A 24,284-nucleotide genomic window follows, 5' to 3' on the forward strand; every position below is an offset into this window, starting at 1 on the left:
CCATAGCGGGCTTTTCCACCCGGGCTGGGAGGCATATCACATTTTTCTCGTCTAAGTGCGCCAACTCCGTTAGACTGCGCCTCTATTCTTTCCCCTTTGCTCTGCTCCCCGGGGAAATCGTTGTTTTCTCTATAGGCCCAGATCCTGTGAGATGGCATCGGCTCAGCAGAGGAGCCCCACCACAGATCCCCGGCGCCCCTATCCCTAGCAGGTAATTATGAGTTTTACTTCCCTCGGTCTGGCCGAACCCTTGTTGCGTGCCGTTGCCGAGCAAGGCTACGACACCCCGTCTCCCATCCAGCAACAAGCGATCCCGGCCGTCCTGGCTGGCCGTGACCTGATGGCCGCCGCCCAGACCGGGACCGGCAAGACCGCAGGCTTTACCCTGCCGATGCTGCAGCGCCTCACCGAGAGCAAGCGCAAAGTATCCCCGAACCGCATTCGTGCCCTGGTGCTGACTCCGACCCGCGAGCTGGCTGCCCAGGTGGGCGAGAGCGTGCGCAACTACGGCAAGCACCTGCCGATCCGCAGCCACGTCGTCTTCGGCGGCGTCAGCATCAACCCGCAGATGATGGCAACCCGCCGTGGTCTGGACGTGCTGGTGGCCTGCCCGGGCCGCCTGATGGATCTCTACAACCAGAACGCCGTCAAGTTCGACGAAGTCGAGATCCTGGTACTGGACGAAGCGGACCGCATGCTCGACATGGGCTTCATCCGTGACATCCGCAAGATCCTGGCCCTGATGCCGAAGAAGCGCCAGAACCTGCTCTTCTCCGCCACCTTCGCCGACGAGATCCGCGAGCTGGCCACCGGCCTGCTGGACAACCCGGCGGTGATCGAAGTGGCCCCGCGCAACAGCACCGCCGAGCGTATCGAGCAGCTGGTGCACCCCTGTGACAAGGCCAACAAGATCGCGCTCTTGAGCCACCTGGTCACCAGCAACGACTGGCAGCAGGTACTGGTGTTCACCCGTACCAAGCACATGGCCAACCGTGTTGCCGAGACCCTCGACAAGAACGGCGTCAGCGCCGCCGCCATCCACGGCAACAAGAGCCAGGGTGCCCGTACCCGTGCCCTGGCCGGTTTCAAGGAAGGCAGTGTCAAGGTGCTGGTGGCGACCGACATCGCCGCCCGTGGTCTGGACATCGACAAGTTGCCGCAAGTGGTCAACTTCGAGCTGCCCAACGTGGCGGAAGACTACGTGCACCGTATCGGTCGTACCGGCCGTGCCGGCGCCGCCGGTCACGCCATCTCCCTGGTGGCGGCCGATGAAGGCAAGCTCATCAAGGCCATCGAGCGTCTGACCAAGCAGAACATCAAGTGCGAGCAGGTGGCTGGCTTTGAAGCCTCCCGCGAGACGCTGGACAACATCGCCCGTGGCATAGGCGCGCCGCTTCGCAAAGAGCCGCGGGATCCGAGCGAAGAGCGCCGTGCGCCGCGCCCGCAGGGTCAGCGTCAGGGGGCCGGTCGCTCCGGCAATGCTGGCGGTGCACGCACCGGTGGCAACGCGGGCAAGCCAAAGCCGCAAGGTGGACAGCGTCCCGCCGAGGGTGCCGCCAAACCGGCTCAGGCCCGTCGTCCCCGCCGCGCCAGCCACAACCAGTAAGCGGCTCGGGAGCCAGGCTCCCCGGCTGTTCGGTTGCTAAAAAAGCCCGCACCATCTGGTGCGGGCTTTTTGTTTGTGGTCAGCAGTGAAATGGTCAGGGGATGAGCACGGTGATCAAGATATGGGCCGCGCTCACCAGGATAACGCTGAAGGTCAGCCCCATCCCCACCACCCGATAGCGGAAGTTCTCCGGCGTGCGGCTCATGCCAAAGGCGTGGCAGAGGCGGCCGCACAACAAGCTGGCCCCCAGCAGATGGACAAGCCAGGGAGTCTGGCTGGTCACTTCGACAAAATAGATGAGCAGCAGGGCCAGGGGAACATACTCGGCAAAGTTGGCGTGCACCCGCATGGCCCGCAGCATGGCGGGATCTTCCCCGTGCCCCAGCGCCACCCCGCGGCTGTGGCGGGTGCGAATGGTGCGCACGCTGAGCAAGACAAAGAGCAGGGCGAGCAGGGCTGCGTAGATGGGCACTATGGTCATGGTATCTGGCTCTCGAGTGGATGTGTTTGTTTTGATATTGCTTGGCGCCTCAATGGCTTGCCTCTGAGGGTAGCAGCAAGATGTGGCGAGTTGGCGAACCAGGGCGGAACCCGCGGCCGAGAGCGCCTGGACCCAAAGAGTAAAAAGCCCCGCCAACTTATGCTGGCGGGGCTTTTCAATATGGGGCATCCAAAGCCGGTAGGATCAGAGCGCGGGCAACATGCCGAGGCTGACGCTCACCTGGACCCCGACGATCAGCACCCCCATGGCGCCAGCGAGTCCCAGTGCAACCACGCCGCCCGGGACGCGGTAATGGTGCGCCTCTGCCTGCTTGCGGCTCTGCCACACCAGGGCCACCGGCAGCAGCACCGCCAGCACCGCCAGGGCAATGGCGGCGTAACCCAGCGCCATGATGAAGCCCTGGGGGAAGTAGAGGGCAAACAACAGGGGGGGCACGAAGGTGATCATGCCGGTCTGGCTGCGGCCCTGCCAGTTGTCCTTGCGGCGGGTCACCTTGGCCATGAAATCAAAGAGCCCGAGCGTCACCCCGAGGAAGGAGGTGGCGAGCGCGAGATCTGCGAACAGGTGCATCGCCTGATTGAAGGCGGGCCAGTTCACCAGGTTGCCGACGCTGGCGAGCAGGCTGTCGAGGGCCCCGCCGGTCTGGATCAGGCTCTGCTGGCCCAGCAGGCCGAGGATCGCCACCTGCCACAGCACATAGAGGATGAGCGGCAGGGCTGAGCCCCACACAAAGACCCGGCGCAGTTGCTTGGGGCAATCGCCGAGGTAGAGCATGACGCTCGGGATGGAGCCGTGGAAGCCGAACGAGGTGAAGATGACCGGCAGGCCTGCCAGCAGCAAACCCTGACCCAGCGGCATGGAGAGCAGATGTTGACCCTCGGCGCGGGGCAGCAGCAGCGCCAGCACCCCTACCATGATCACCAGTTTGACGGTGAACATCAGCCGGTTGAGGTAATCCACCTGCCTGGTGCCGATGCACACCATGCCGCCGAACAGCAGGGTGAAGGCCCAGGCTGCCTGCTCCTGGCTGACTGTGGTGCCCGCATCGGCCAGCGCCTGGGCCAGCAGGCTGCTTCCGCCGCTGATGTAGGCGGAGGCCAGGGAGTAGAACAGCATCAGGATGCAGAAGGAGGCGATGCGCTTGCCCCAGGGGCCGAGCAGGTGATCCGCCAACTGGTGCAGGTACCACTTGCCGGTATTGAGGCTGGCCTCCACCTGCAGCATGGCGGTGAAGGCCATCAGGGCCCAGAGCCCGACCATCAGTAGCAGGGTGGCGGGGCCGCCCAGCGACGAGGAGGCCAGCGGCAGGGCGAGCATGCCGGCACCTATGGTGGTGCCGGCGATAAGCAGGGTGCAACCCAGGGTTTTGGTATTCATGGTGTCCATCCAGATAGAGAAACTGCGTATTTACAAAAGCGTGCCAGTGGCGCTGTCGGCCGGGTGCCTCCGGGGTCGGGACCGGAGGCTAGCAATATCGGAGTGGACGCATCGTTACGAAAAACCCGTGGATTGTAAAAGATGGTTGCCACGTTAACGGATCAAAATAGTGGAAACAAGCCTGAAAAGGCGGATTTTGTACTGCGAGGTGGCAGTGGGTGGAAATAAAAGATGACAGCAAGCGGTCTTGACTGGTGGAAAAGCGCGCCGGCGGGGCAGGAGACCGCCAGCGCGTGAGGGGCGTCAGCGGCGACGCTTGAGGGTGCGGCTCACATAGTGCAGACCACAGCGGTAGTGGCCGTTGATGGCCTCGAAGGCAAGGGTGAGGGCCTGGGCAGCCAGGGCGTCGTGCTGCTGGGGCAGTGAGTTGATGCCAAAGGGGAGGAAGTCCAGCAGCCGATCGTCCCCGAAAGTGGCCATGGCAATCCGGCTCATGTCGGCTTCCTGCTCCAGCAGATAGTCGAGCACCCCCTCCATCAATATGTAGGAGGTGGCGACCAGCGCCTCGGGCAGTTGGCCGAGCCGCTGGTGCAGCTCCTTGATCAGGCGATAGCCCTCGGCGCGGGAGAAGTGGGCTCCCTCGCAGACATGGGGTGTCAGCGGTGCGGCGCTGGCGTGGCTGCTCAACGCCTGCTCGAAACCGGCGCGGCGCTCCTGGCTGATCGTGAGACCCGGCAGCGCTGTGATCAGGGCGACATGGCGAAGGGCGGGGGTGAGCAGGGAGGCGGTGAGATCGCAGCTCGCCTTCTGGTTTTCACTCGCCACGGTAATGAAATGGTCGGCGGCCAGGGCCCGGTCTATGGCCAGGATCTGCACACCATGGGTCTGCTGCTCCCGATAGAAAGGATCCGCCGGCGGCAGGCAGCTCGCCACCAGCAGCGCATCCACATGGCGGCTGACCAGCATCCGGGCCAGCTCCTTCTCGGTGTCCGGCTCGTCTTCCGAGCAGACGATCAGCAGCTGATAGCCCTGAGCCCGGGCGCCTTGCTCGAGGCGCTTGGCGAGCTTGGCGTAACTGGCGTTCTCAAGGTCCGGCAGGATGAAGCCCAGGGTCCTGGTCTGGCCGCCGCGCAGGGAGGCGGCGCGGCTGTCCGGCTGATAGTTGTGGGCCAGGACCACGGCCATCACCTTGTCACGGGTGGCCTGGCTGATGCGATATTGATCCGCCTTGCCGTTGATCACATAGCTGGCGGTGGTACGCGAGACACCGGCCAGGGCGGCGATTTCATCCAGTTTCATCATATTGGCTCTGTTTGAGTTGCAAGGCCCGCGACGGTTTCAGGTGGGGGCACCGAAAAGTGTGCGCGGGATCATATCATTGAAAAGCACTCTCAGTGGGATCTTGAACAATTGGCTGAAACGATTCAGTCTGAGTGTAAGTGAAACGATTCAGCTTGTCAGTAAGCGATGAATGTTCGACCAGGAAATGCCGCAGCGGCCTACCTGGGGGAAGATTCCCGTCTATTGTCAGCAGGCAAATTACCCGAAATCCAAGTTGAGTTGAGCCGGTGTGCCGCGAGGCGAAGCCGGACCTGATGGAGAATCTCTATGTTGAAGTTGGCGCGACAGCAAATCCTGCTGGGACAATCGGTGACGACCAAGGCGGACGCCATCGCCCTGCTGGCAGGCAAATTGACCGAAGCGGGTCTGGTGGAAGCCGGTTATGTGGACGGCATGCTGGCGCGGGAAGCCCAGCACGCCACCTACCTTGGCAGCGGCATCGCCATTCCTCACGGCACCACGGACACCCGCCATCTGGTCAAGAGCACCGGTGTCATGGTGGCCCAGTTCCCCCAGGGCATCGAGTGGGATGAGGGGCAGACTGCCTATGTGGCCATCGGCATCGCCGCCAAGTCCGACGAGCATCTGGGCATCTTGCGCCAGCTCACCCATGTGCTGGGTGACGAGCAGGCAGCCGCGCAATTGAGAGAGGCCACAGATGAAGAGACCATCATCAACATCCTGACCGGCGCAACCGCGGCCAAAGAGGTGCAATATCTGCCCCTGGCGGACTTCCCGGCCGACGATCGCGACCAGCTGCTGCTGGGGGCCGCCGCCCGCGCCAAATCCGCCGGCTGGGGGGAGGCTGCCATGGTGACTTCCCTGCTGGCAAGCGAGCCCGCCTATCTGGGGGATGGCGTCTGGCTGGCCCGTACGCAAGCGGCCCAGACCGGCTGGGTGTTGGCGACCCCGAGCAACGCGCTCGGCGCAGGAGATCTGCCCGTCAGCGCCCTGTTGCTGCTGTGCGCCGCAGACAGCAGCCATCTGCCCCAGCTGGAGAACCTGGCCAAGTTGGCTGGCGCCGGTCAGCTCGGGACGCTCGCGGGCAGCGACGGATTGGCCATGCTGCAATCGGGCCCGGCCAGCGGTCTCTCCGACACCTTCACCATCATCAACCCCCATGGTCTGCACGCCCGCCCGGGCGCCATGCTGGTCAAGGTGGCCAAGGAGTTTGCATCCGACATCCGGGTGGCGAATCTGGATGGCAGCGGCGAAGCCGTCTCCGCCAAGAGCCTGATGAAGGTCATCGGCCTTGGGGTCAAGTGCGGTCACCGTCTCGCCTTCCGTGCCGAAGGGGCGGATGCCGAGGCTGCCCTCAAGGGCATAGGCGAGGCCATTGCCGCCGGTCTGGGCGAGGGGGCGCACTGATGGACATAGTCACCATCACCCTCAATCCCGCGCTGGATCTCACCACCCGCCTGGGCGCCATGAGCCTGGGGGAGGTGAACCTGGTGAGCGAGGCTTCCTTGCGCGCCGCAGGCAAGGGGATCAACGTCGCCATGGTCCTGAAAGATCTCGGCCGTGACGTGGGTCTGACCGGCTGGCTCGGGGCTGACAACCAGCAGAGCTTCGTCTCCCTCTTTGCCGAACGCTCACTGGCCGATCACTTCGTGCGTGTGGCGGGCAGCACCCGCATCAACGTCAAGATCTCCGAGCAATCGGGCCGGGTCACGGATCTCAATCTGCCGGGGCTTGAGGTGCACCAGGCGGAAGTGGCCGCGCTGGAGGCCGAGATAGAGAAACTGGCACCGCGCGCCGACTGGTTCGTGCTGGCGGGCAGCCTGCCCAAGGGGGTCGAGCCTGGCTACTGCGCCAAGCTCATCAGCCTGCTCAAGGCCAAGGGCAAGCAGGTGATCTTCGATTGCAGCGGCGCGGCCCTGAGCGAGGGCATCAAGGCGGCGCCGACCCTGGTCAAGCCCAATCTGGAAGAACTTGAGCAATGGGCAGGTCGCCCCATCAAGACCCTGAGCGATCAGGCCGACTGCGCCCGTGCCCTGCAGGCCGCCGGTATCCCCCATGTGGTGATCTCCAATGGCGCCGACGGCCTCATCTGGTTTGGCCCTGATGCCGTCTGGCAGGCCATTCCGCCGCGGATGAATGTCGTCAGCACTGTGGGTGCCGGCGACTCCCTGGTGGCGGGTCTCGCTCATGGTCTCAGCCTTGGCTGGGCGCCAGAGCAGACCCTGCGCCTAGCGACCGCCGTCTCTGCCCTGGCGGTGAGCCAGGTAGCTGTCGGCTTTGACGATATCAAGGTGCTCACCCCCTTACTCGAGCAGGTGCGCGTGCAGCGTCTGGATGACCTGGCACCGGCTCAATCCAATCCCCTTTCGATGACACACTCAGGAGATGCCCAATGAAAGCAATTCTGGTTACGGCTTGCCCGGCGGGCATTGCCACCAGCTTTCTCGCTGCAAAACGGATAGAACAGCAGGCCAAGCTGGCGGGCTGGGAGCTCACCCTCGACGTCGGCTCCAGCGTGCAGCCCCGCCAGGTTCCCTCGAAAGAGCAGATTGCCACCGCCGACCTGGTGCTGGTAGTCGCTAGTGCCCCTGTGGATCTCGCCGCCTATGACGGCAAGCGCGTCTATCAGGGCAGCATGGATCTGGCGCTGCAGGATCCTGCCGCCCTGCTGGAGGCCGCCGCGAGCGGTGCCAGCCTCTATCGCCATCAGGCCGCATCCGTGGTTGCCACTGCCGCTCCCAAGGCGACCACCGGTGCCAAGCGCATCGTTGCCGTCACAGCCTGCCCGACCGGCGTGGCCCACACCTTTATGTCGGCGGAAGCGCTGGAGACCATGGCCAAGCAGCTGGGTCACCAGATCCGTGTCGAAACCCAGGGCTCGGTCGGTGCCCAGAATGCCCTGACTGCGGATGAGATCGCCGCCGCCGATCTGGTGTTCCTCGCTACCGACATCGAAGTGGACATGGCCCGCTTCGATGGCAAGCCCGTCTATCGCACCAGCACGGGGGCTGCGCTCAAGAAGACCCGCGAGGAGCTCGACAAGGCGTGGACAGAGGCGAAGACCTATCGCCACAGCGGCGCCGCCGCGGCCAAGAAAGAGGAGAAGGCCGGCCCCTACAAGCATCTGCTGACCGGTGTCTCCTTCATGCTGCCCATGGTGGTGGCCGGTGGCCTCATCATCGCGCTCTCCTTCATCTTCGGCATAGAGGCGTTCAAGGAAGAGGGTACCCTGGCGGCTGCCCTGATGAAGATTGGCGGCGGCTCTGCCTTCGCCCTGATGATCCCTGTACTGGCCGGCTACATCGCCTACTCCATCGCCGACCGTCCGGGTCTCGCCCCCGGCATGATTGGCGGTATGCTGGCAAGTTCGCTGGGCGCCGGTTTCCTCGGTGGCATAGTCGCCGGTTTCCTCGCCGGTTACAGCGCCAAGTACCTGAGTGACAAGGTGCGCCTGCCGGTGACCTTGGAAGCGCTCAAGCCCATCCTCATCATTCCGCTCTTTGCCAGCCTGTTTACCGGCCTGGTCATGATCTACGTGGTGGGTGGCCCAGTGGCCGGCATCATGAATGCCATGACCGAGTTCCTGAACAACATGGGCTCTGCCAACGCCGTGCTGCTGGGTGTCATCATAGGCGCCATGATGTGCTTCGACATGGGTGGCCCGGTCAACAAGGCGGCCTACGCCTTCGGGGTCGGCCTGCTCGCCTCCAAGACCTATGCCCCCATGGCTGCCGTGATGGCCGCCGGCATGGTGCCGGCCCTGGGGATGGGGATAGCCACCTTCCTGGCCAGCAAGAAGTTCATCAAGGCGGAGCAGGAAGCGGGCAAGGCCTCCTTCGTGCTGGGTCTGTGCTTCATCTCCGAGGGGGCCATTCCCTTCGCGGCCAAGGATCCGATGCGGGTCATCCCGGCCTGCATGGTGGGCGGTGCCCTGACAGGTGCGCTTTCCATGCTGTTCGGTTGCGAACTGGTGGCGCCCCACGGCGGTCTGTTCGTGCTCTTCATCCCGAACGCCATCAGCCACGTGATGATGTACATACTGGCGATTGCCGCAGGCTCGCTCCTGACCGGGGTCTCCTACGCCATGCTCAAGCGCGGCGAGGAGCAGGCCAAGCTGGCAACGGCCTGACTGGCATCCCTCCGATGAATGACAAGGCGGCCTGCGGGCCGCCTTTTGTTTTGGTGGGCAGAAGGAGGGTAGGGAAGGGGTCAGAAATCCCAGCCGGGTTGCGATGGCGGCTCGACGGGGTCACCCTCTCTGGCCTTGCGGCGGGCGGCGTCGACCCGCGCCTTGCGGTTACGGCACAGGCGCATCACCTCCTGCTGCTGAGTCGGTGTCATGACCTGCCAGTTGAATCGCTCTTCCCGGCTGCGCAGGCACCCCTTGCAATATCCCTTGTTGTTCACTTCGCAGACCCCGACACAGGGGCTTGTCAGGGGGAAGATTTCGAGCTGTTCCATCCACGACCTCTCACATCTTGTCACCTTGTTATAACCCAGAAGATCCCCTTTGGAGAAATAGGGCGCCCGGGGGCGGATGGCGTTTGCTTTCCCCCGGCAAATTTGGCATCTTCCCCGCCGAACATGATGCTCGGTGTTATATGAGGACATATGAATAAACATGCGTACTGGCTTGCCGCCGCCGTCGTGGGGCTGGCCGGTTGTGCGGGCAACCCTGAACCCGCCAAGGTGCCCCAGAAGAAGGCGGAATCCGGATGTTTTCTGAACTGCGAGGTGCCCGAGAATCTGGGCAAGCAGTATCTGGATGGTGCCCTGCCCGGGGATCTGGTGAGGGTGGAGCGGGTCAACAGCCGTCAGGGGTCGGATTTTAGCAAGTTCGGCCCCCAGAGCCGGCTGGTGCTGGAGCGCTCCGGCAAGATGACCCGCCGCTATGGCGAGCTCTATCGTCAGCTCTCCCGCTGGGTGGCCAATGGCGGTGATCCGGCCCATATCACCCAGTACGGCATCAGCCTGGCCCAGCTCGGCGGTGCCGATCGCATGGGCAACGTGCTCTTCACCGGCTACTACTCGCCGGTGCTGGAGGTGCGCCACCGCCCGGATGCCAAGTACAAGTACCCCATCTATGCCATGCCCAAGTGCGGTGGCCGCTGCCCGAGTCGTGCCGAGATCCATCAGGGGGCCCTGGCCAACCGTGGGCTGGAGCTGGGTTATAGCAAGTCCCTCATCGACAACTTCCTGATGGATGTGCAGGGCTCCGGCTTCGTGCACTACGGGGATGACGACAGGTTGCAGTACCTCGGCTACGGCGGCAAGAACGGCCACGGCTACGTGAGCATAGGTCGGGTGCTGATCGATCGGGGCGAGGTGCCCAAGGAGCAGATGTCCATGAAGGCCATCAAGGAGTGGGCGAACCGCCAGCCGGAGGCGAACGTCAAGGAGCTGGTGGAGCAGAACCCCTCCTACGTCTTCTTCGAACGTCGCCCCACCAACGACGTGGTGGGCGCCGCCGGCATTCCGCTGCTGCCCATGGCGGCAGTGGCCGCCGACAAGACGCTGCTGCCCATGGGGACACCTATCCTCGCGGAAGTGCCGCTGCTCGACAAGGCGGGCAACTGGACCGGCAAACACCAGCTGCGCCTGCTGATCGCGCTGGATGTGGGCGGCGCCGTGAAGAAGGGTCACCTCGATCTCTATCACGGCATGGGGGAGAAGGCCGGTGTGGCCGCCGGTCACTACAAGCACTTTGGCCGGGTCTGGAAGCTGGGCCTGCACCAGGGGCCGACTGCCGCGCCCTGGTTATGACCCTGTGAGGGTTCGGGCGCCTGCGCAGGGCGCCCTGATCAGATGACCCAACAAAAAGCCGCCGGATTGCTCCGGCGGCTTTTTGTTGGGTGCGATTCCACCTTGGGTGGGGTCAATCCTTCTGGATATCCAGCCGGATGGCACCCATAGGTCGGCAGCAGCAGGGCAGGCACTCCCCTGGGGAGACAAACGCCAGCGGCACATTGGGATAGTGCACAGAGCCTGCCAGCAGCGGGGTACGGCAGGCGCCGCAATAGCCGCTGCGGCACTGGAACTCCACCCTGTGACCGTGGCGCTCCAGGGTATCCAACAGGCTCTCGCCGGGATGAGCGTGCAGGACGCCATCCTGGGTATGCACCCGTGGCGAACCCGCCTCGCTCTGCGCGGAGGCAGAGCAGGGGGCAGGGGGTAGCATGTTGGTGGCGTCACTCACGGCGCGACGTCACCGAGGTCATCAGGGTAAACCTCATCACAGCTCGAAGTCACCGAGATCGTCTGCATGCACTTCGCTATCGATCTGGCCGACCAGGTAGGAGCTCACTTCCACTTCCTGGGGGGCGACCTGCACGTTGTCGGACGACAACCAGGTGTTGATCCAGGGGATGGGGTTTTGCTTGGCGCCGGCGAAGGCTGGCTGCAGACCGACCGCACTCATGCGCAGGTTGGTGATGTACTCCACGTACTGGCAGAGGATGTCCTTGTTCAGGCCTATCATGGAGCCGTCCTGGAACAGGTACTCGGCCCACTCCTTCTCCTGAATGGCGGCTTCCTTGAAGATCTCGAAGCAGGCTTGCTCGCACTCGGCGGCGATCTCCGCCATCTCGGGATCGTCCTGGCCGGTGCGCATCAGGTTCAGCATATGCTGGGTGCCGGTCAGGTGCAGGGCCTCGTCGCGGGCGATCATCTTGATGATCTTGGCGTTGCCTTCCATCAGCTCGCGCTCGGCGAAGGCAAAGGAGCAGGCGAAACTGACGTAGAAGCGGATCGCCTCCAGGGCATTGACGCTCATCAGGCACAGATAGAGCTTCTTCTTCAACCCACGCAGGGTGATGGTCAGCTCGCGCTCGCCCACCCTGTGGGTGCCTTCCCCGTGCAGGTGGTAGAGGGCGGTCGCCTCGATCAGATCGTCGTAGTAGTGGCTGATGGAGCCGGCACGCTTCAAGATCTGCTCGTTGGTGATGATGTCGTCGAACACCTGTCCCGGATTGTTGACGATGTTGCGGATGATGTGGGTGTAGGAGCGAGAGTGAATGGTCTCGGAGAAGGCCCAGGTCTCGATCCAGGTCTCCAGCTCCGGGATGGAGACCAGCGGCAGCAGCGCCACGTTCGGGCTGCGACCCTGGATGGAATCCAGCAGAGTCTGGTACTTCAGGTTGGAGATGAAGATGTGCTGCTCGTGGGGCGGCAGGGCCTGGTAGTCGATGCGATCGTGGGACACATCCACCTCTTCCGGACGCCAGAAGAAGGAGAGTTGCTTCTCGATCAACCGCTCGAAGATGTCGTGCTTTTGCTGATCATAACGGGCCACGTTGACCGACTGGCCGAAGAACATCGGCTCCTTGAGCTGGTCGTTCTGGGTCTGGCAGAAAGTTGAATAAGCCATGGTGATTTGAATGTCTTGAATGAGAGGAAACAGGAGGGCGGGAGCTTCATGCTCCCGCCCGGTTCATCAGATCGTGCTGGACTTATATTTTACAAGCCCCGCCGGCGCAACCGTCGTCTTGCAGATCGGTCTGGGCATCGTCCGCACCATCACGGGTGTTGTGATAGTAGAGGGTCTTGAGGCCGTATTTGTAGGCGGTCAGCAAGTCCTTGAGCAGCTGCTTCATCGGGACCTTGTTGCCTTCGAAACGGGCCGGGTCGTAGTTGGTGTTGGCGGAGATCGCCTGATCCACAAACTTCTGCATGATACCGACCAGCTGCAGGTAACCGTCGACGCTCGGCTGCTTCCACAGCAGTTCGTACTGATCCTTCAGGCGATGGTACTCGGGCACCACCTGCTTGAGGATGCCGTCCTTGGAGGCCTTGACCGACACCAGGCCGCGCGGTGGCTCTATGCCGTTGGTGGCATTGGAGATCTGGCTGGAGGTCTCGCTCGGCATCAGGGCGGTCAGGGTGGAGTTGCGCAGACCCACCGTCTTTATCTCTTCACGCAGGCTTTCCCAGTCCAGGTGCAGCGGCTCGTTGCACAGCACATCCAGATCCTTTTTATAGGTATCTATGGGGAGGATACCCTGGGCGTAGGTGGTCTCGTTGAAGGCCGGGCAGGGGCCGAACTCGCGGGCCAGCTGCACGGATGCCTTCAGAAGGTAGTACTGGATCGCCTCGAAGGTGCGGTGGGTCAGGGCCAGACCTGAGCCGTCGGAGTAGCGGGCGCCGTTCTTGGCCAGGTAGTAGGCGTAGTTGATGACGCCTATCCCCAGGGTGCGGCGGTTCATGCTGCCCTTCATCGCGGCCTTGAGCGGGTAGTCCTGATAGTCGAGCAGGGCATCCAGGGCGCGCACCGCCAGATCCGCCATCTCTTCCAGGTCTTCCAGCTTCTCGATGGCGCCGAGGTTGAAGGCAGAGAGGGTGCACAGGGCGATTTCGCCCTCTTCGTCATCCACGTTGTTGAGCGGCTTGGTGGGCAGCGCAATCTCGAGACAGAGGTTGGACTGGCGCACCGGCGCCACGCTCGGATCGAAGGGGCTGTGGGTGTTGCAGTGATCCACGTTCTGGATGTAGATGCGACCGGTACCGGCGCGCTCCTGCATCATCAGGGAGAAGAGATCCACCGCCTTGAGGGTCTTCTTGCGAATTGACGGGTCTTGCTCGTACTTGACGTAGAGCTGCTCGAACTTGTCCTGATCCGCGAAGAAGGCGTCGTACAGACCCGGCGCATCGGAGGGGGAGAACAATGTGATGTCGCCACCCTTGATGAGGCGCTGGTACATCAGCTTGTTGATCTGCACCCCGTAGTCCATGTGACGGACCCGGTTCTCTTCCACGCCGCGGTTGTTCTTCAGGACCAGCAGGCTCTCCACCTCTGTGTGCCACAGCGGGTAGAAGAGGGTGGCGGCACCGCCGCGCACGCCGCCCTGGGAGCAGCACTTCACGGCAGTCTGGAAGTACTTGTAGAAGGGGATGCAGCCGGTGTGGAAGGCTTCGCCGCCACGGATGGGGCTGCCCAGGCCACGGATGCGGCCGGCGTTGATGCCGATGCCTGCGCGCTGGGAGACGTAGCGCACAATGGCGCTGGCGGTGGCATTGATGGAATCCAGGCTGTCATCGCACTCGATCAGCACGCAGGAGCTGAACTGACGAGTCGGGGTGCGCACGCCGCTCATGATGGGGGTGGGCAGGGAGATCTTGAAGGTCGAGACCGCATCGTAGAAACGCTTGATGTAGTCCAGACGGGTATCTTTCGGATACTTGGAGAAGAGGCAGGCCGCCACCAGTATGTAGAGGAACTGCGGGCTCTCGTAGATCTCGCCGGTGACGCGGTTCTGCACCAGGTACTTGCCTTCGAGCTGCTTGACGGCAGCGTAGGAGAAGTCCATGTCACGCCAGTGGTCCAGGTAGCCGTTCAGCTCCTCGAATTCGGCCTGGGTGTAGTCGGTCAGCAGGTGCTTGTCGTACTTGCCCATGTCTACCAGACGGGCGACGTGCTGGTAGAGGTGGGGCGGCTCGAACTGGCCGTAGGCCTTCTTGCGCAGGTGGAAGATGGCCAGGCGGGCGGCCATGTACTGGTAATCCGGGCTCTGTTCGGAGATCAGGTCAGCAGCGGCCTTGATGACGGTTTCGTGGATATCGGCGGTACGGATACCGTCATAGAACTGGATGTGGGACTTGAGCTCCACCTGGGAGACCGACACATTGTCGAGCTTCTCGGCAGCCCAGTCGAGCACGCGGTGAATTTTATCCAGATCGATGGGTTCTTTGTGGCCGTTACGCTTCGTCACAAACAAGTTCATTGGCTGATGACCTTTAGTTGATTCCCGAAAAACCATGGCGCCACGCATCCAAGGTTCCCTTCTCTAGGGTGGCCTGGGGGCGAAGTGCGCCATGAATCACAAGATATAGTGTTATTTTAAATTCGAACTACAAGATAGTGAGGTCGGCACGGCATTGCAATCTGTGGATAACGCATTAGCTGTGGATAAATTGTGGGTGTTCGGGCTCGAGTTAGTGACTGCTCACAGTGAGTGGGTTTTCATCCGTCCGATCCGGCAAATGCAAGTCCGATGATCGAAGATGGAAAATTTAAATAACTTTTTTTGCTTGCGAAAAGAGGGTGTTTTTACTAGCAAATTCAGCCTGGTTATCCCTTGTGCAGCCAGGGTCAAAAGCTGTCCTGTCCCCACAGGCACGCACTTGTCATCCCCTCAAAACAGGGGGCGCATCTGCGCCCCCTGTCATGGCCATTGTGCGGCTCGGTGAATGAGCGCCGTGCTCATCTGGGAACCCTCTGACGCTAAAGCTGCCCGGATGATCCATCTATAGCGTTATGTTGTGCTGGCTCAGCTCAGCTCAGCTCGTAGCGCAGCCAATGGTGGAGGGCCTGCACAGTGTCGAACTGCAGATCCGCCCCCCAGTCGGCGGTATCCTCGTCATCGCTCAGATAGCCCCAGCCCGCCACCGCGGTACGCATGCCGGCGTTGCGTCCCGCCTCTATGTCACGCACATGATCCCCCACGTAGAGGCACTGGCTCGCCTCGACCCCGAGCCGCTCGCAGGCATAGAACATGGGGGCGGGGTCGGGCTTGCGCACCGGCAGGGTGTCGGCACTGACGGTGACGCCACAGCTGGCGAGCGCCGGCAGGGCGGCAAGCAGCGGCTCGGTGAGGAAGCCCGGCTTGTTGGTGACTATGCCCCAGGGCAGCTTCTTCTCATCGAGCCATTCGATGAGATCCAGCATCCCCTCATAGGGGCGGGTGCCGACACAGAGGTTGGCCGCGTAATGGTCGAGCAGGGCGGTGCGAAGGCGCGTGGCCCCCAGCTCTTCCAGCAGTTCGTCCCCCAGGCCCGCCCTGAGCAGCCCGAGGGCCCCGTGGGAGGTGGTCTGGCGGATGATGGCCTCGGGCAGCGGAGCAAAGCCTTCGCTTATCAGCACATGGTTGACGGCGGCCCCCAGATCCGGGGCCGTGTCGAGCAGGGTGCCGTCGAGATCGAACAGCACGCAGCGCAGGGTCGCCTTGTCGGTGTTCATCAGCCTTGCTCCGGGCGCACGAAGGCCACCATGTAGTTGACGTCGACGTTCTTGCCGAGCTTGAAGCTGTTGGAGAGCGGCGCGTAGTGCACCCCGCTCATGTCCCGCACCAAGAGGCCCGCGGCTTCACCCATGCGACACAGCTCGGCGGGGGTGATGAACTTTTTGTGATCGTGGGTGCCCTTGGGGACCATTTTGAGCAGGTACTCGGCCCCCAGGATCATCATCAGGTAGGCTTTCGGGTTGCGGTTGATGGTGGAGACGAACACCTTGCCACCCGGGCGCACCAGGGTGGCGATGGCGCGCAGCACGGAGGCGGGATCCGGCACGTGCTCCAGCATCTCCATGCAGGTGACCACATCATACTGGCCCGGGGCCTCGTCCGCGTGGGCCTCGGCGGTCATCTGGCGGTATTCGAGCTCCACCCCCTGCTCGAGAGCGTGCAGACGGGCGACCCCGAGGGGCTCCTTGCCCATGTCGATGCCGGTCACGCGAGCACCACGGCGGGCCATGCTCTCGGAGAGGATGCCGCCCCCGCAGCCGATGTCGAGCACGCGTTTGCCAAACAGGCCGCCGCTCTTGTCGGTGATCCAGTCAAGGCGCACCGGGTTGATTTGATGCAGGGGTTTGAACTCGCCCTCCATGTCCCACCAGCGGGAGGCGATGGCTTCAAATTTGGCGATTTCTGTCAGATCGACATTGGCATCACTGTTCATTTTTTGATGATCCTGTGGCAGGGCGCGCAGCGGGCAGGGCGCGCGCAATCTATTGTCCTGGCGGGCATTATAACGGACGGACTTGGTCACACCAGCCCGACGTGTTACCCGGATTTGTGGCTTAAGGTATTTGGCTCAGTGTGTTACCATGTCGCGCTGTTTAAGCCAAAGAACAACTAATTAGGGATTAAGGCTTTCTATGAGCGATCTGGCCAGAGAGATCACGCCGGTCAACATCGAAGAAGAGCTCAAGAGTTCCTATCTGGATTACGCCATGAGCGTGATCGTAGGACGAGCTCTGCCGGATGTGCGTGATGGCTTGAAACCGGTTCACCGCCGCGTTCTGTTTGCTATGAACGAGTTGGGGAACGACTGGAACAAGCCCTATAAGAAATCGGCCCGTGTGGTCGGTGACGTAATCGGTAAATATCACCCGCACGGCGACAGCGCCGTGTATGACACCATTGTCCGGATGGCGCAGGATTTCTCCATGCGTTACATGCTGGTCGATGGTCAGGGCAACTTCGGCTCGGTCGATGGCGACAATGCTGCGGCCATGCGTTACACCGAAGTGCGGATGGCGCGCATCTCCCACGAGTTGCTGGCCGATCTGGACAAAGAGACAGTGGACTGGGTGCCGAACTACGACGGCACCGAGATGATCCCGGCTGTCATGCCCACCAAGGTACCCACCCTGTTGATCAACGGCTCCTCCGGTATCGCGGTGGGCATGGCGACCAACATTCCTCCTCATAACCTCACCGAGATAGTCAACGGCTGTCTGGCGTTGATCGAGAATGGCGCCCTCACCATTGACGAGCTGATGACCTATGTCACCGGGCCCGATTTCCCCACCGGCGGCATCATCAACGGGCGTTCCGGCATCATACAGGCCTACCGCACTGGTCGCGGCTCCGTCTATGTGCGGGCCAAGGCCGAGGTGGAAGTGGACGAGAAGACGAGTCGCGAGACCATCATCGTTCACGAGCTCCCCTATCAGGTGAACAAGGCGCGGCTGATCGAGAAGATCGCCGAGCTGGTCAAAGAGAAGAAGGTCGAGGGCATCAGTGCCCTGCGCGATGAGTCTGACAAAGACGGCATGCGCATCGTTATCGAGATCAAACGCGGCGAGTCCGGCGAGATTGTGCTGAACAATCTCTACAAGCACACCCAGATGCAGACCACGTTCGGCATCAACATGGTGGCGCTCGATAACAACCAGCCCAAGGTGATGAACCTTAAAGAGATCCTGGATGCCTTCCTGCTGCACCGCCGTGAGGTAGTGACCCGCCGGACCGTGTTCGAACTGCGCAAGGCGCGGGATCGGGCGCACATCCTGGAAGGTCTGGCGGTGGCGCTGGCCAACATAGACCCCATCATAGAGCTGATCCGCCACAGTGCGACCCCGGCGGATGCGAAAGCGGGCCTGGTTGCCAAGGGCTGGGAACTCGGCAACGTGGCCGCCATGCTGGAAAAAGCGGGCGACGACGCGGCGCGGCCGGAGTGGCTGGAGCCGGAATTCGGTATCCGTGAAGGGCAGTACTTCCTGACCGAGATCCAGGCCCAGGCCATCCTTGACCTGCGTCTGCACAAGCTGACCGGCCTTGAGCACGAGAAGATCCTGGAAGAGTACCAATCTCTGCTGGATCTCATCGCCGAGCTGCTGTTCATCCTGGCAAGCCCGGAACGCCTGATGGAAGTGATCCGCGATGAGCTGCTGGCCGTGCGCGAGCAGTATGGCGACGAGCGTCGCACCGAGATCAGCATGTCCAGTGCCGAGATCAACATCGAAGATCTGATCACCCCGGAAGACGTGGTCGTCACCCTGTCTCACCAGGGCTATGTGAAGTATCAGCCGCTCTCCGACTACGAGGCCCAGCGCCGCGGTGGTCGTGGCAAGTCGGCCACCCGGATCAAGGAAGAGGACTTTGTGGAGCGTCTGCTGGTGGCCAACACCCACGACACCATTCTGTGCTTCTCCACCCGTGGCAAGGTCTACTGGCTCAAGGTCTATCAGCTGCCGGAAGCGTCCCGTGGCGCTCGTGGTCGTCCCATCATCAACCTGCTGCCGCTGGAAGAGGGTGAGCGCATCACCGCCATACTGCCGGTGAAGGAATATGATGCCGACAAGTACGTCTTCTTCGCCACCGCCAACGGTACCGTGAAGAAGACCAGCCTGTCTGACTTCAGCCGTCCGCTCTCCTCCGGTATTCGCGCCATCAACCTCAAAGAGGGTGATGAGCTGATCGGGGTGGACATCACCGACGGCAGCAACGAGATCATGCTGTTCTCCGACGCGGGCAAGGTGGTTCGCTTCGCTGAAGGCAGCGGTCGCGCCGATGTAGCCGATGCAGATGCCAGCGATGAAGTCGAGACCGACGACGACGCCGGCAACGACGATGATGGCAGCGACAACGGCGAAGGCACTGAAGGCACCGAAAGCAAGGGTACCTTCAAGGGCGTACGTCCCATGGGTCGTACCGCCGCCGGTGTCCGTGGCATCAAGCTGGCCGCCGGTGACAAGGTGGTTTCCCTTATCGTTCCGCGTGGGGTCGGTGCCATCCTCACCGCCACCGAGAACGGTTACGGCAAGCGTACTGCACTCGAAGAGTACCCGACCAAGAGCCGTGGTACCCAGGGCGTTCGCTCCATCAAGGTGGACGAGCGCAACGGCAAGGTGATCGATGCGATCCAGGTCGAAGATACCGACCAGATCATGCTGATCACCAACGGCGGCACCCTGGTCCGTACTCGCGTTGCCGAGGTGAGCGTCATTGGCCGTAACACCGGCGGTGTCCGTCTGATCCGTACCGGTGAAGACGAGACAGTGGTCGGCCTGCAGCGCATCGCCGAGAGCGACGAGGAAGAAAACGACGCTCTGGTCACTGAGGGCATGGCCATCGACGGCGAGCAGGTGGAAGGGGCAGAAACTGCGCCAGACGCCGGTGCTGCCGACGATGCTGGCTCCAGCGAAGAGGGTGTGGCTGACGACGAATAATCGTTACCTGCCTCGATAAAAAAGAGCGACCCTTGGGTCGCTCTTTTTATTTGTCCTGCCCTTGTCGCCGTTCGCTCCCGCCGTGGCGATCCACCCGAATTCTTCCGAGCCACATCGACGTGAGGGCGCCACTCTGCCCAAGTCTGGGCGCCAGTTCATTCTCATACTCAATCCTTCATCCCTGCGTCATCTGGCTGTCATCCCATCGGGACAGACTGCGGCTGTTCAGGTGGGGGCATGACCATGCCCGAGCCCGACGTTGGCAATATCATCCAGAAGGAGCAGGGTATGACCAGTTGGATCATGTGGGAGATCTGGTGGAGCCGGATGTGGGGAGAGGATGCCAAGGCATTGGCGCACAGCGAGCAGGAGGAAGTCGCTTATGAGCCATCGCGCCTGCCCGCCGAGCTGATAGCACAGGGCAAGCCGGTGCGCCCTTATCCGCCCAGGCCCAGAAGCTGATCAGAGATAGCCGCAGCCATCAGAACAGACGCAACTGCTCGTTGGGGCGCAAGAAGCGCTCCACATTGAGCTGCACGTGGCGTTTGCCCAAACCAAGGCGCTTGCTGATGAGGCGAAAGCGCTGGGCGAGCAAGTCGGCGAATTGCCCCTCTCCGCGCATGCGGGTACCGAAGGCGGGGCTGTTGAGGTTGCCGCCCCGGCTTGCCCGCAATTGGTTCAGGATGGCTTCCTTTTGACCGGGGTAGTGTTCCTCAAGCCAGTCGCAAAACAAGGTGGTCAGCTCGTGGGGCAGTCGCAGCAATATGTAGTCGGCGCAGCCGGCGCCCGCCTCCACGGCGCCCTTGATGATCTGCTCCAGCTCGGGCTCGTTGAGCCTGGGGATCATGGGGGCCGCCAGCACCCCCACAGGTATCCCGGCCTGGGCCAGCTTCTCGATGACCTTGAGCCGACCTGCGCCCGTGCTGGCGCGGGGCTCCAGCTGTCGCCTCAGCGTCTCGTTCAGGGTGGTGACCGACACCATCACCTGACAGAGTCCCTCCCGGGCCAGCTCGGCCAGCAGATCGAGATCGCGCAATATCATGGCGCTCTTGGTGATGATCCCCACCGGGTGGCGATGGGCCAGCATCACCTCCAGCAGCTCGCGGGTGAGGCGATAGTGGTGCTCTATGGGCTGGTAGGGATCGGTATTGGCCCCGAGCACTATGGTCTGCGGTTGATAACTGGGCTTGGCAAACTCCCGCCGCAGCAGCGCGGCGGCATTGAGCTTGGCGAACAGCCGGGTCTCGAAATCCAGGCCGGGGGAGAGCTCCAGGTAGGCGTGGCTGGGTCTGGCATAGCAGTAGATGCAGCCGTGCTCGCACCCCTGATAGGGATTGATGGAGCGGCCGAAGGGGACATCCGGCGAGAGGTTGTGGCTGATGATGCTCTTGGCATGGATTTCCCGCACCTCGGTTCTGGGCTGGGACGCACGAAATGCCGCCTCCCATTCCACGGCCTGCCAGCCATCGTCGACGGCATCGATCTGCGGGCCGCTGAAACGGTGTTTGATATTGTGGGTGCTGCCTCGTCCTGCCATCTCATCACACCATGCACTGTTTATATATACAGTTATTCTGCTCGGGATAGTGCCAAACATCAAGTCCGGCCAGTCTTCCCTTATTTGACTCGGCCAAAGAACGGGATCTCTTGCTTGATCTGTCGCTACATTTCGTTTACATAGACAAAATGCGAACTGGATCACGGAAATTGTCATGAGCCCCACCACTTACCGCTGGCTGTTTATCGGCGTCATTGCCCTGGTCGCCTGGCGTCTGCTCCCGCTCTCCACCGAGCAGGAGCTGGCAGCGGCCAACCGCGCCTGGCGGGTAGGTCACTTCGAGCAGGCGACCGGCATCTGGCAGCCGCTGGCCGAACAGGGTCAACCCAGGGCGCAGGCGCTGATGGGGTGGAGCCATGAGCTGGGGCAGGGGAGCGAGCAGGATCTGGCGCAAGCCATCCGACTCTATCGTCAGTCCGCCGAGGCGGGGGATGCGTTTGGCCAGTACCGGTTGGCGGAGCTCTATCTGCGTGGGGTCGGTGTGCCACGGGATCTGCGTATCGCCTTTCACTGGATGGAGCGAGCGGCCCGCAACGGGGATGTGCCCGCCATGCTCAAGGTGGGGGTGCTGCATCTGATGGGGGCCAACGGCCGGGTCGACATGGCCGAGGCCAAGCAGTGGCTCTATCAGGCCTCGCAAAAGGGCAACAAGCTGGCGTTGACGGTATTGCAGGAGCTGGCGCTGGCCGAAGAGGGTCGCAGCGCCTTCGATTTCAATGGCCAGTCACTGCTGGGGGAGGGTTAGCCCCTCAGCGGCTGGCGGTGATCTTGCCCGGTGTCACGTCGGTGACATAGAGGGTACTGCGATCGGCGCTGTGCACTATGCTGCATACCTCTCGCTTGCTGCCATCGCTCAGGATCACCAGCTCCCCGAGATGGACGGGGCAGTGTGTCGTCAGCAGGTGGTCCGGGTGGACAATCTTCTCCGCATGCTCCGGAAACGAAATCTCATAGGTGTACATCATGCTCTCCTTGCTCAGGCAGACGCCTCACTGGAACCCTAGCACAGAGAGGGCGCCACGGGACCCGCATCGCATGTGCGCTGCACCGATTGCCTCTGTGACACCAGGCAAATTAACTGATGACGGCGCACCTCGCTTTCCCCTTCCATGGTATACAAAATCGGCAAGGCAACTTGTCTGAGTCGTGACGTCTGATACAATCCTCCGCTGTACCTGTCAATTGATGGCCTTGCACACCCAAGAGGGTGTGTACCACTGTTGTGTACCAACCGTATTGTGAACGGTGAAACTCAGGAGTGAACTGCTTGAAATGAAAGGTTTTCTCCAACCTGCATGTGCCCTTTGGTAGGGGGCACCACTGTATAAGGAAACACCTAATGCCAATCATTACTCTGCCTGACGGCAGCCAACGTCAATTTCCCCACGCCGTTTCCGTCATGGACGTCGCCGCCGACATAGGTCCCGGTCTCGCCAAGGCGTGCATTGCCGGCCGGGTGAACGGTGAACTGGTGGATGCGTGCGAGCTGATCGAAGCCGATGCCTCCCTGGCCATCATCACCGCCAAAGACGAAGACGGTCTGGACATTCTGCGCCACTCCTGTGCCCACCTGCTGGGTCATGCCATCAAGCAACTCTGGCCCCAGACCAAGATGGCCATAGGTCCTGTGATCGACAACGGTTTTTACTACGACGTTGATCTCGACCGCACCCTGACCGATGAAGATCTGGCTGCCCTGGAAGAGCGCATGCTGGCGCTGGCTGCCAAGGATTACGACGTCGTCAAGAAGAAGGTCTCCTGGCAGGAGGCGCGCGACGTGTTCGAGGCCCGCGGCGAGACCTACAAGGTCGAGATCCTGGATCAGAACATCGCCCGCGATGACCAGCCCGGTCTCTATCATCACGAAGAGTACGTCGACATGTGTCGCGGCCCCCACGTGCCGAACATGCGTCACTGCCACCATTTCAAGCTGCAGAAGATGTCCGGCGCCTACTGGCGCGGCGACTCCAACAACAAGATGCTGCAGCGCATCTACGGCACCGCCTGGGCCGACAAGAAGCAGCTCAAGGCCTACCTGCAGCGTCTCGAGGAGGCCGCCAAGCGCGACCACCGCAAGATCGGCAAGCAGCTCGACCTGTACCACATGCAGGAAGAGGCTCCCGGCATGGTGTTCTGGCACAACGATGGCTGGACCATCTTCCGTGAGCTGGAAACCTTCATTCGCGGCAAGCTCAAGGAGTACGACTATCAGGAGGTGAAAGGCCCCTTCATGATGGATCGCGTGCTGTGGGAGCGCTCCGGCCACTGGGAAAAATATGCCCAGGCCATGTTCACCACCCAGTCCGAGAACCGCGAGTACGCCATCAAGCCGATGAACTGCCCGGGTCACGTGCAGATCTTCAACCAGGGTCTGAAGTCCTACCGGGATCTGCCGCTGCGCATGGCCGAGTTCGGCTCCTGCCACCGCAACGAGCCCTCTGGCTCCCTGCATGGTCTGATGCGGGTGCGTGGCTTCACCCAGGATGACGCGCACATCTTCTGTACCGAAGATCAGATCATGGAAGAGGTCTCGGCCTGTATTCGCATGGTCTATGACGTCTACGGCACCTTTGGCTTCGAAAACATCGTGGTCAAGCTCTCCACCCGTCCGGAGCAGCGCATCGGTTCAGATGAAGCCTGGGATCGCGCGGAAGCCGCCCTGGCTGAAGCCCTGGTGCTAAACGGTCTGAAGTACGATCTGCAGCCGGGGGAGGGGGCTTTCTACGGTCCCAAGATCGAATTCACCCTGCACGATTGTCTTGATCGTGCGTGGCAGTGTGGTACCGTGCAGCTCGATTTTGCCTTGCCGGGCCGTCTTGGCGCCACTTATGTGGGCGAAGACAACGAACGTCACGTACCCGTGATGATCCACCGGGCCATTCTCGGGTCCCTCGAGCGTTTCATCGGTATCCTGACCGAAGAGTACGCCGGACTGTTCCCGACCTGGCTGGCACCGACTCAGGCCGTGGTCATGAATATCACGGATAATCAGGCCGATTATGCGGTGAAAGTTGCCAAGGCATTGAATGATGCGGGCCTTCGCGCAAAAGCGGACTTGAGAAATGAGAAGATTGGCTTTAAAATCCGCGAGCATACTTTGAAGCGAGTGCCTTTCATGCTGGTCTGCGGCGATAAAGAAGTAGAAGCCGGCAAGATTGCAGTACGGACTCGTAAAGGGGCTGACCTGGGTTCTTATCCTGTTGAAGAGCTGATAGCTCTGTTAACCCAGGAAGTTCAGACCCGCGGACAAAAGAAAGTGGAGGAATAAGCTATA

Annotated in this window: 20 protein-coding genes; 9 read left to right on the top strand and 11 right to left on the bottom strand. The window is 61.9% G+C overall.

What is annotated here, in order from left to right; translation table 11 throughout:
- Positions 1-217 precede the first annotated feature (217 nt).
- The gene (locus G4923_RS19340; RefSeq protein WP_111910662.1) at positions 218-1,606 is read left to right on the top strand and encodes a DEAD/DEAH box helicase; all 1,389 of its coding nucleotides are present in this window, start codon (positions 218-220) and stop codon (positions 1,604-1,606) included.
- 94 nt (positions 1,607-1,700) lie between these two features.
- On the opposite strand, the gene G4923_RS19345 is transcribed toward G4923_RS19340, so the two are convergent.
- The 3 genes from G4923_RS19345 to cra form a co-directional block, all read right to left on the bottom strand.
- Positions 1,701-2,087: an MAPEG family protein gene (locus G4923_RS19345; RefSeq protein ID WP_163138028.1), complete on the bottom strand. Its 387-nt coding sequence runs from the start codon at positions 2,085-2,087 to the stop codon at positions 1,701-1,703.
- Positions 2,088-2,291: 204 nt separating this feature from the next.
- Positions 2,292-3,485 (bottom strand): aromatic amino acid transport family protein, encoded by a 1,194-nt coding sequence (locus G4923_RS19350; RefSeq protein ID WP_163138029.1) that lies wholly within the window; start codon positions 3,483-3,485, stop codon positions 2,292-2,294.
- A 303-nt stretch (positions 3,486-3,788) separates the two neighbouring features.
- Entirely contained in the window at positions 3,789-4,787 is a 999-nt protein-coding gene (gene cra, locus G4923_RS19355) for a catabolite repressor/activator (protein WP_163138030.1), read from the bottom strand.
- A gap of 306 nt (positions 4,788-5,093) precedes the next feature.
- Between cra and fruB the strand changes: the two genes are divergently transcribed.
- The 3 genes from fruB to fruA are packed head-to-tail and all read left to right on the top strand — an operon-like array spanning position 5,094 to position 8,916.
- Positions 5,094-6,194 carry a fused PTS fructose transporter subunit IIA/HPr protein gene (gene fruB / locus G4923_RS19360; RefSeq protein ID WP_163138031.1) on the top strand — a complete coding sequence of 367 codons (1,101 nt, stop codon included), beginning with the start codon at positions 5,094-5,096 and terminating at the stop codon, positions 6,192-6,194.
- Positions 6,194-7,183 (top strand): 1-phosphofructokinase, encoded by a 990-nt coding sequence (gene pfkB, locus G4923_RS19365; RefSeq protein ID WP_163138032.1) that lies wholly within the window; start codon positions 6,194-6,196, stop codon positions 7,181-7,183. Before fruB ends, pfkB begins: the two co-directional genes overlap by 1 nt.
- A complete protein-coding gene (gene fruA / locus G4923_RS19370) occupies positions 7,180-8,916 on the top strand; it encodes a PTS fructose transporter subunit IIBC (protein WP_163138033.1) in 1,737 nt (578 codons plus the stop codon). The genes pfkB and fruA overlap by 4 nt, the downstream gene beginning before the upstream one ends.
- 80 nt (positions 8,917-8,996) lie before the next feature.
- Here the strand turns inward: fruA and G4923_RS19375 are convergent, their stop codons facing one another.
- Positions 8,997-9,248: a DUF1289 domain-containing protein gene (locus tag G4923_RS19375; RefSeq protein ID WP_111910651.1), complete on the bottom strand. Its 252-nt coding sequence runs from the start codon at positions 9,246-9,248 to the stop codon at positions 8,997-8,999.
- Between the two features lie 150 nt (positions 9,249-9,398).
- Between G4923_RS19375 and mltA the strand changes: the two genes are divergently transcribed.
- Positions 9,399-10,550 carry a murein transglycosylase A gene (gene mltA / locus G4923_RS19380; RefSeq protein ID WP_163138034.1) on the top strand — a complete coding sequence of 384 codons (1,152 nt, stop codon included), beginning with the start codon at positions 9,399-9,401 and terminating at the stop codon, positions 10,548-10,550.
- Between the two features lie 112 nt (positions 10,551-10,662).
- On the opposite strand, the gene yfaE is transcribed toward mltA, so the two are convergent.
- The 5 genes from yfaE to ubiG form a co-directional block, all read right to left on the bottom strand.
- Complete coding sequence (gene yfaE, locus G4923_RS19385; RefSeq protein WP_163138035.1) at positions 10,663-10,983, bottom strand: class I ribonucleotide reductase maintenance protein YfaE; 321 nt, start codon at positions 10,981-10,983, stop codon at positions 10,663-10,665.
- Positions 10,984-11,019: 36 nt separating this feature from the next.
- Positions 11,020-12,153: a class Ia ribonucleoside-diphosphate reductase subunit beta gene (nrdB, locus tag G4923_RS19390; protein ID WP_033130037.1), complete on the bottom strand. Its 1,134-nt coding sequence runs from the start codon at positions 12,151-12,153 to the stop codon at positions 11,020-11,022.
- A gap of 82 nt (positions 12,154-12,235) precedes the next feature.
- Complete coding sequence (nrdA, locus tag G4923_RS19395; RefSeq protein ID WP_005329715.1) at positions 12,236-14,503, bottom strand: class 1a ribonucleoside-diphosphate reductase subunit alpha; 2,268 nt, start codon at positions 14,501-14,503, stop codon at positions 12,236-12,238.
- A gap of 551 nt (positions 14,504-15,054) precedes the next feature.
- Positions 15,055-15,738 carry an HAD family hydrolase gene (locus G4923_RS19400; RefSeq protein WP_163138036.1) on the bottom strand — a complete coding sequence of 228 codons (684 nt, stop codon included), beginning with the start codon at positions 15,736-15,738 and terminating at the stop codon, positions 15,055-15,057.
- Positions 15,738-16,454: a bifunctional 2-polyprenyl-6-hydroxyphenol methylase/3-demethylubiquinol 3-O-methyltransferase UbiG gene (ubiG, locus tag G4923_RS19405; protein ID WP_163138037.1), complete on the bottom strand. Its 717-nt coding sequence runs from the start codon at positions 16,452-16,454 to the stop codon at positions 15,738-15,740. The genes G4923_RS19400 and ubiG overlap by 1 nt, the downstream gene beginning before the upstream one ends.
- A gap of 199 nt (positions 16,455-16,653) precedes the next feature.
- Between ubiG and gyrA the strand changes: the two genes are divergently transcribed.
- Both gyrA and G4923_RS19415 read left to right on the top strand, forming a co-directional pair.
- Complete coding sequence (gene gyrA / locus G4923_RS19410) at positions 16,654-19,452, top strand: DNA topoisomerase (ATP-hydrolyzing) subunit A (protein ID WP_163138038.1); 2,799 nt, start codon at positions 16,654-16,656, stop codon at positions 19,450-19,452.
- Positions 19,453-19,740: 288 nt separating this feature from the next.
- Positions 19,741-19,914, top strand: coding sequence for a hypothetical protein (locus tag G4923_RS19415; RefSeq protein ID WP_163138039.1), 174 nt, complete (start codon positions 19,741-19,743; stop codon positions 19,912-19,914).
- A gap of 19 nt (positions 19,915-19,933) precedes the next feature.
- On the opposite strand, the gene G4923_RS19420 is transcribed toward G4923_RS19415, so the two are convergent.
- Positions 19,934-20,989: a PA0069 family radical SAM protein gene (locus tag G4923_RS19420; protein ID WP_106886728.1), complete on the bottom strand. Its 1,056-nt coding sequence runs from the start codon at positions 20,987-20,989 to the stop codon at positions 19,934-19,936.
- Positions 20,990-21,164: 175 nt separating this feature from the next.
- Here G4923_RS19420 and G4923_RS19425 point away from each other — a divergent pair, with 175 nt between their 5' ends.
- A complete protein-coding gene (locus G4923_RS19425) occupies positions 21,165-21,755 on the top strand; it encodes a tetratricopeptide repeat protein (RefSeq protein WP_163138040.1) in 591 nt (196 codons plus the stop codon).
- A 4-nt stretch (positions 21,756-21,759) separates the two neighbouring features.
- Here G4923_RS19425 and G4923_RS19430 read toward each other — a convergent pair whose 3' ends face one another.
- On the bottom strand, positions 21,760-21,975 hold the full coding sequence (locus G4923_RS19430) for a hypothetical protein (protein ID WP_139743859.1): 216 nt from the start codon (positions 21,973-21,975) through the stop codon (positions 21,760-21,762).
- Between the two features lie 374 nt (positions 21,976-22,349).
- Here G4923_RS19430 and thrS point away from each other — a divergent pair, with 374 nt between their 5' ends.
- Entirely contained in the window at positions 22,350-24,278 is a 1,929-nt protein-coding gene (gene thrS / locus G4923_RS19435; RefSeq protein WP_043131783.1) for a threonine--tRNA ligase, read from the top strand.
- The last annotated feature ends 6 nt before the right edge of the window (positions 24,279-24,284 follow it).

The sequence above is a fragment of the Aeromonas rivipollensis genome, assembly GCF_010974825.1.
GTDB lineage: Bacteria > Pseudomonadota > Gammaproteobacteria > Enterobacterales > Aeromonadaceae > Aeromonas > Aeromonas rivipollensis.

Excerpts from the sequence above, each read along its gene's own strand:
- G4923_RS19425 (WP_163138040.1), top strand. The coding sequence starts at position 21,165 with ATGAGCCCCACCACTTACCGCTGGCTGTTTATCGGCGTCATTGCCCTG.
- cra (WP_163138030.1), bottom strand. The coding sequence starts at position 4,787 with ATGATGAAACTGGATGAAATCGCCGCCCTGGCCGGTGTCTCGCGTACC.
- nrdB (WP_033130037.1), bottom strand. The coding sequence starts at position 12,153 with ATGGCTTATTCAACTTTCTGCCAGACCCAGAACGACCAGCTCAAGGAG.
- G4923_RS19345 (WP_163138028.1), bottom strand. The coding sequence starts at position 2,087 with ATGACCATAGTGCCCATCTACGCAGCCCTGCTCGCCCTGCTCTTTGTC.
- thrS (WP_043131783.1), top strand. The coding sequence starts at position 22,350 with ATGCCAATCATTACTCTGCCTGACGGCAGCCAACGTCAATTTCCCCAC.
- gyrA (WP_163138038.1), top strand. The coding sequence starts at position 16,654 with ATGAGCGATCTGGCCAGAGAGATCACGCCGGTCAACATCGAAGAAGAG.
- ubiG (WP_163138037.1), bottom strand. The coding sequence starts at position 16,454 with ATGAACAGTGATGCCAATGTCGATCTGACAGAAATCGCCAAATTTGAA.
- pfkB (WP_163138032.1), top strand. The coding sequence starts at position 6,194 with ATGGACATAGTCACCATCACCCTCAATCCCGCGCTGGATCTCACCACC.
- G4923_RS19430 (WP_139743859.1), bottom strand. The coding sequence starts at position 21,975 with ATGATGTACACCTATGAGATTTCGTTTCCGGAGCATGCGGAGAAGATT.
- fruB (WP_163138031.1), top strand. The coding sequence starts at position 5,094 with ATGTTGAAGTTGGCGCGACAGCAAATCCTGCTGGGACAATCGGTGACG.
- G4923_RS19415 (WP_163138039.1), top strand. The coding sequence starts at position 19,741 with ATGACCAGTTGGATCATGTGGGAGATCTGGTGGAGCCGGATGTGGGGA.
- fruA (WP_163138033.1), top strand. The coding sequence starts at position 7,180 with ATGAAAGCAATTCTGGTTACGGCTTGCCCGGCGGGCATTGCCACCAGC.
- G4923_RS19340 (WP_111910662.1), top strand. The coding sequence starts at position 218 with ATGAGTTTTACTTCCCTCGGTCTGGCCGAACCCTTGTTGCGTGCCGTT.
- G4923_RS19400 (WP_163138036.1), bottom strand. The coding sequence starts at position 15,738 with ATGAACACCGACAAGGCGACCCTGCGCTGCGTGCTGTTCGATCTCGAC.
- mltA (WP_163138034.1), top strand. The coding sequence starts at position 9,399 with ATGAATAAACATGCGTACTGGCTTGCCGCCGCCGTCGTGGGGCTGGCC.
- G4923_RS19420 (WP_106886728.1), bottom strand. The coding sequence starts at position 20,989 with ATGGCAGGACGAGGCAGCACCCACAATATCAAACACCGTTTCAGCGGC.
- nrdA (WP_005329715.1), bottom strand. The coding sequence starts at position 14,503 with ATGAACTTGTTTGTGACGAAGCGTAACGGCCACAAAGAACCCATCGAT.
- G4923_RS19375 (WP_111910651.1), bottom strand. The coding sequence starts at position 9,248 with ATGGAACAGCTCGAAATCTTCCCCCTGACAAGCCCCTGTGTCGGGGTC.
- G4923_RS19350 (WP_163138029.1), bottom strand. The coding sequence starts at position 3,485 with ATGAATACCAAAACCCTGGGTTGCACCCTGCTTATCGCCGGCACCACC.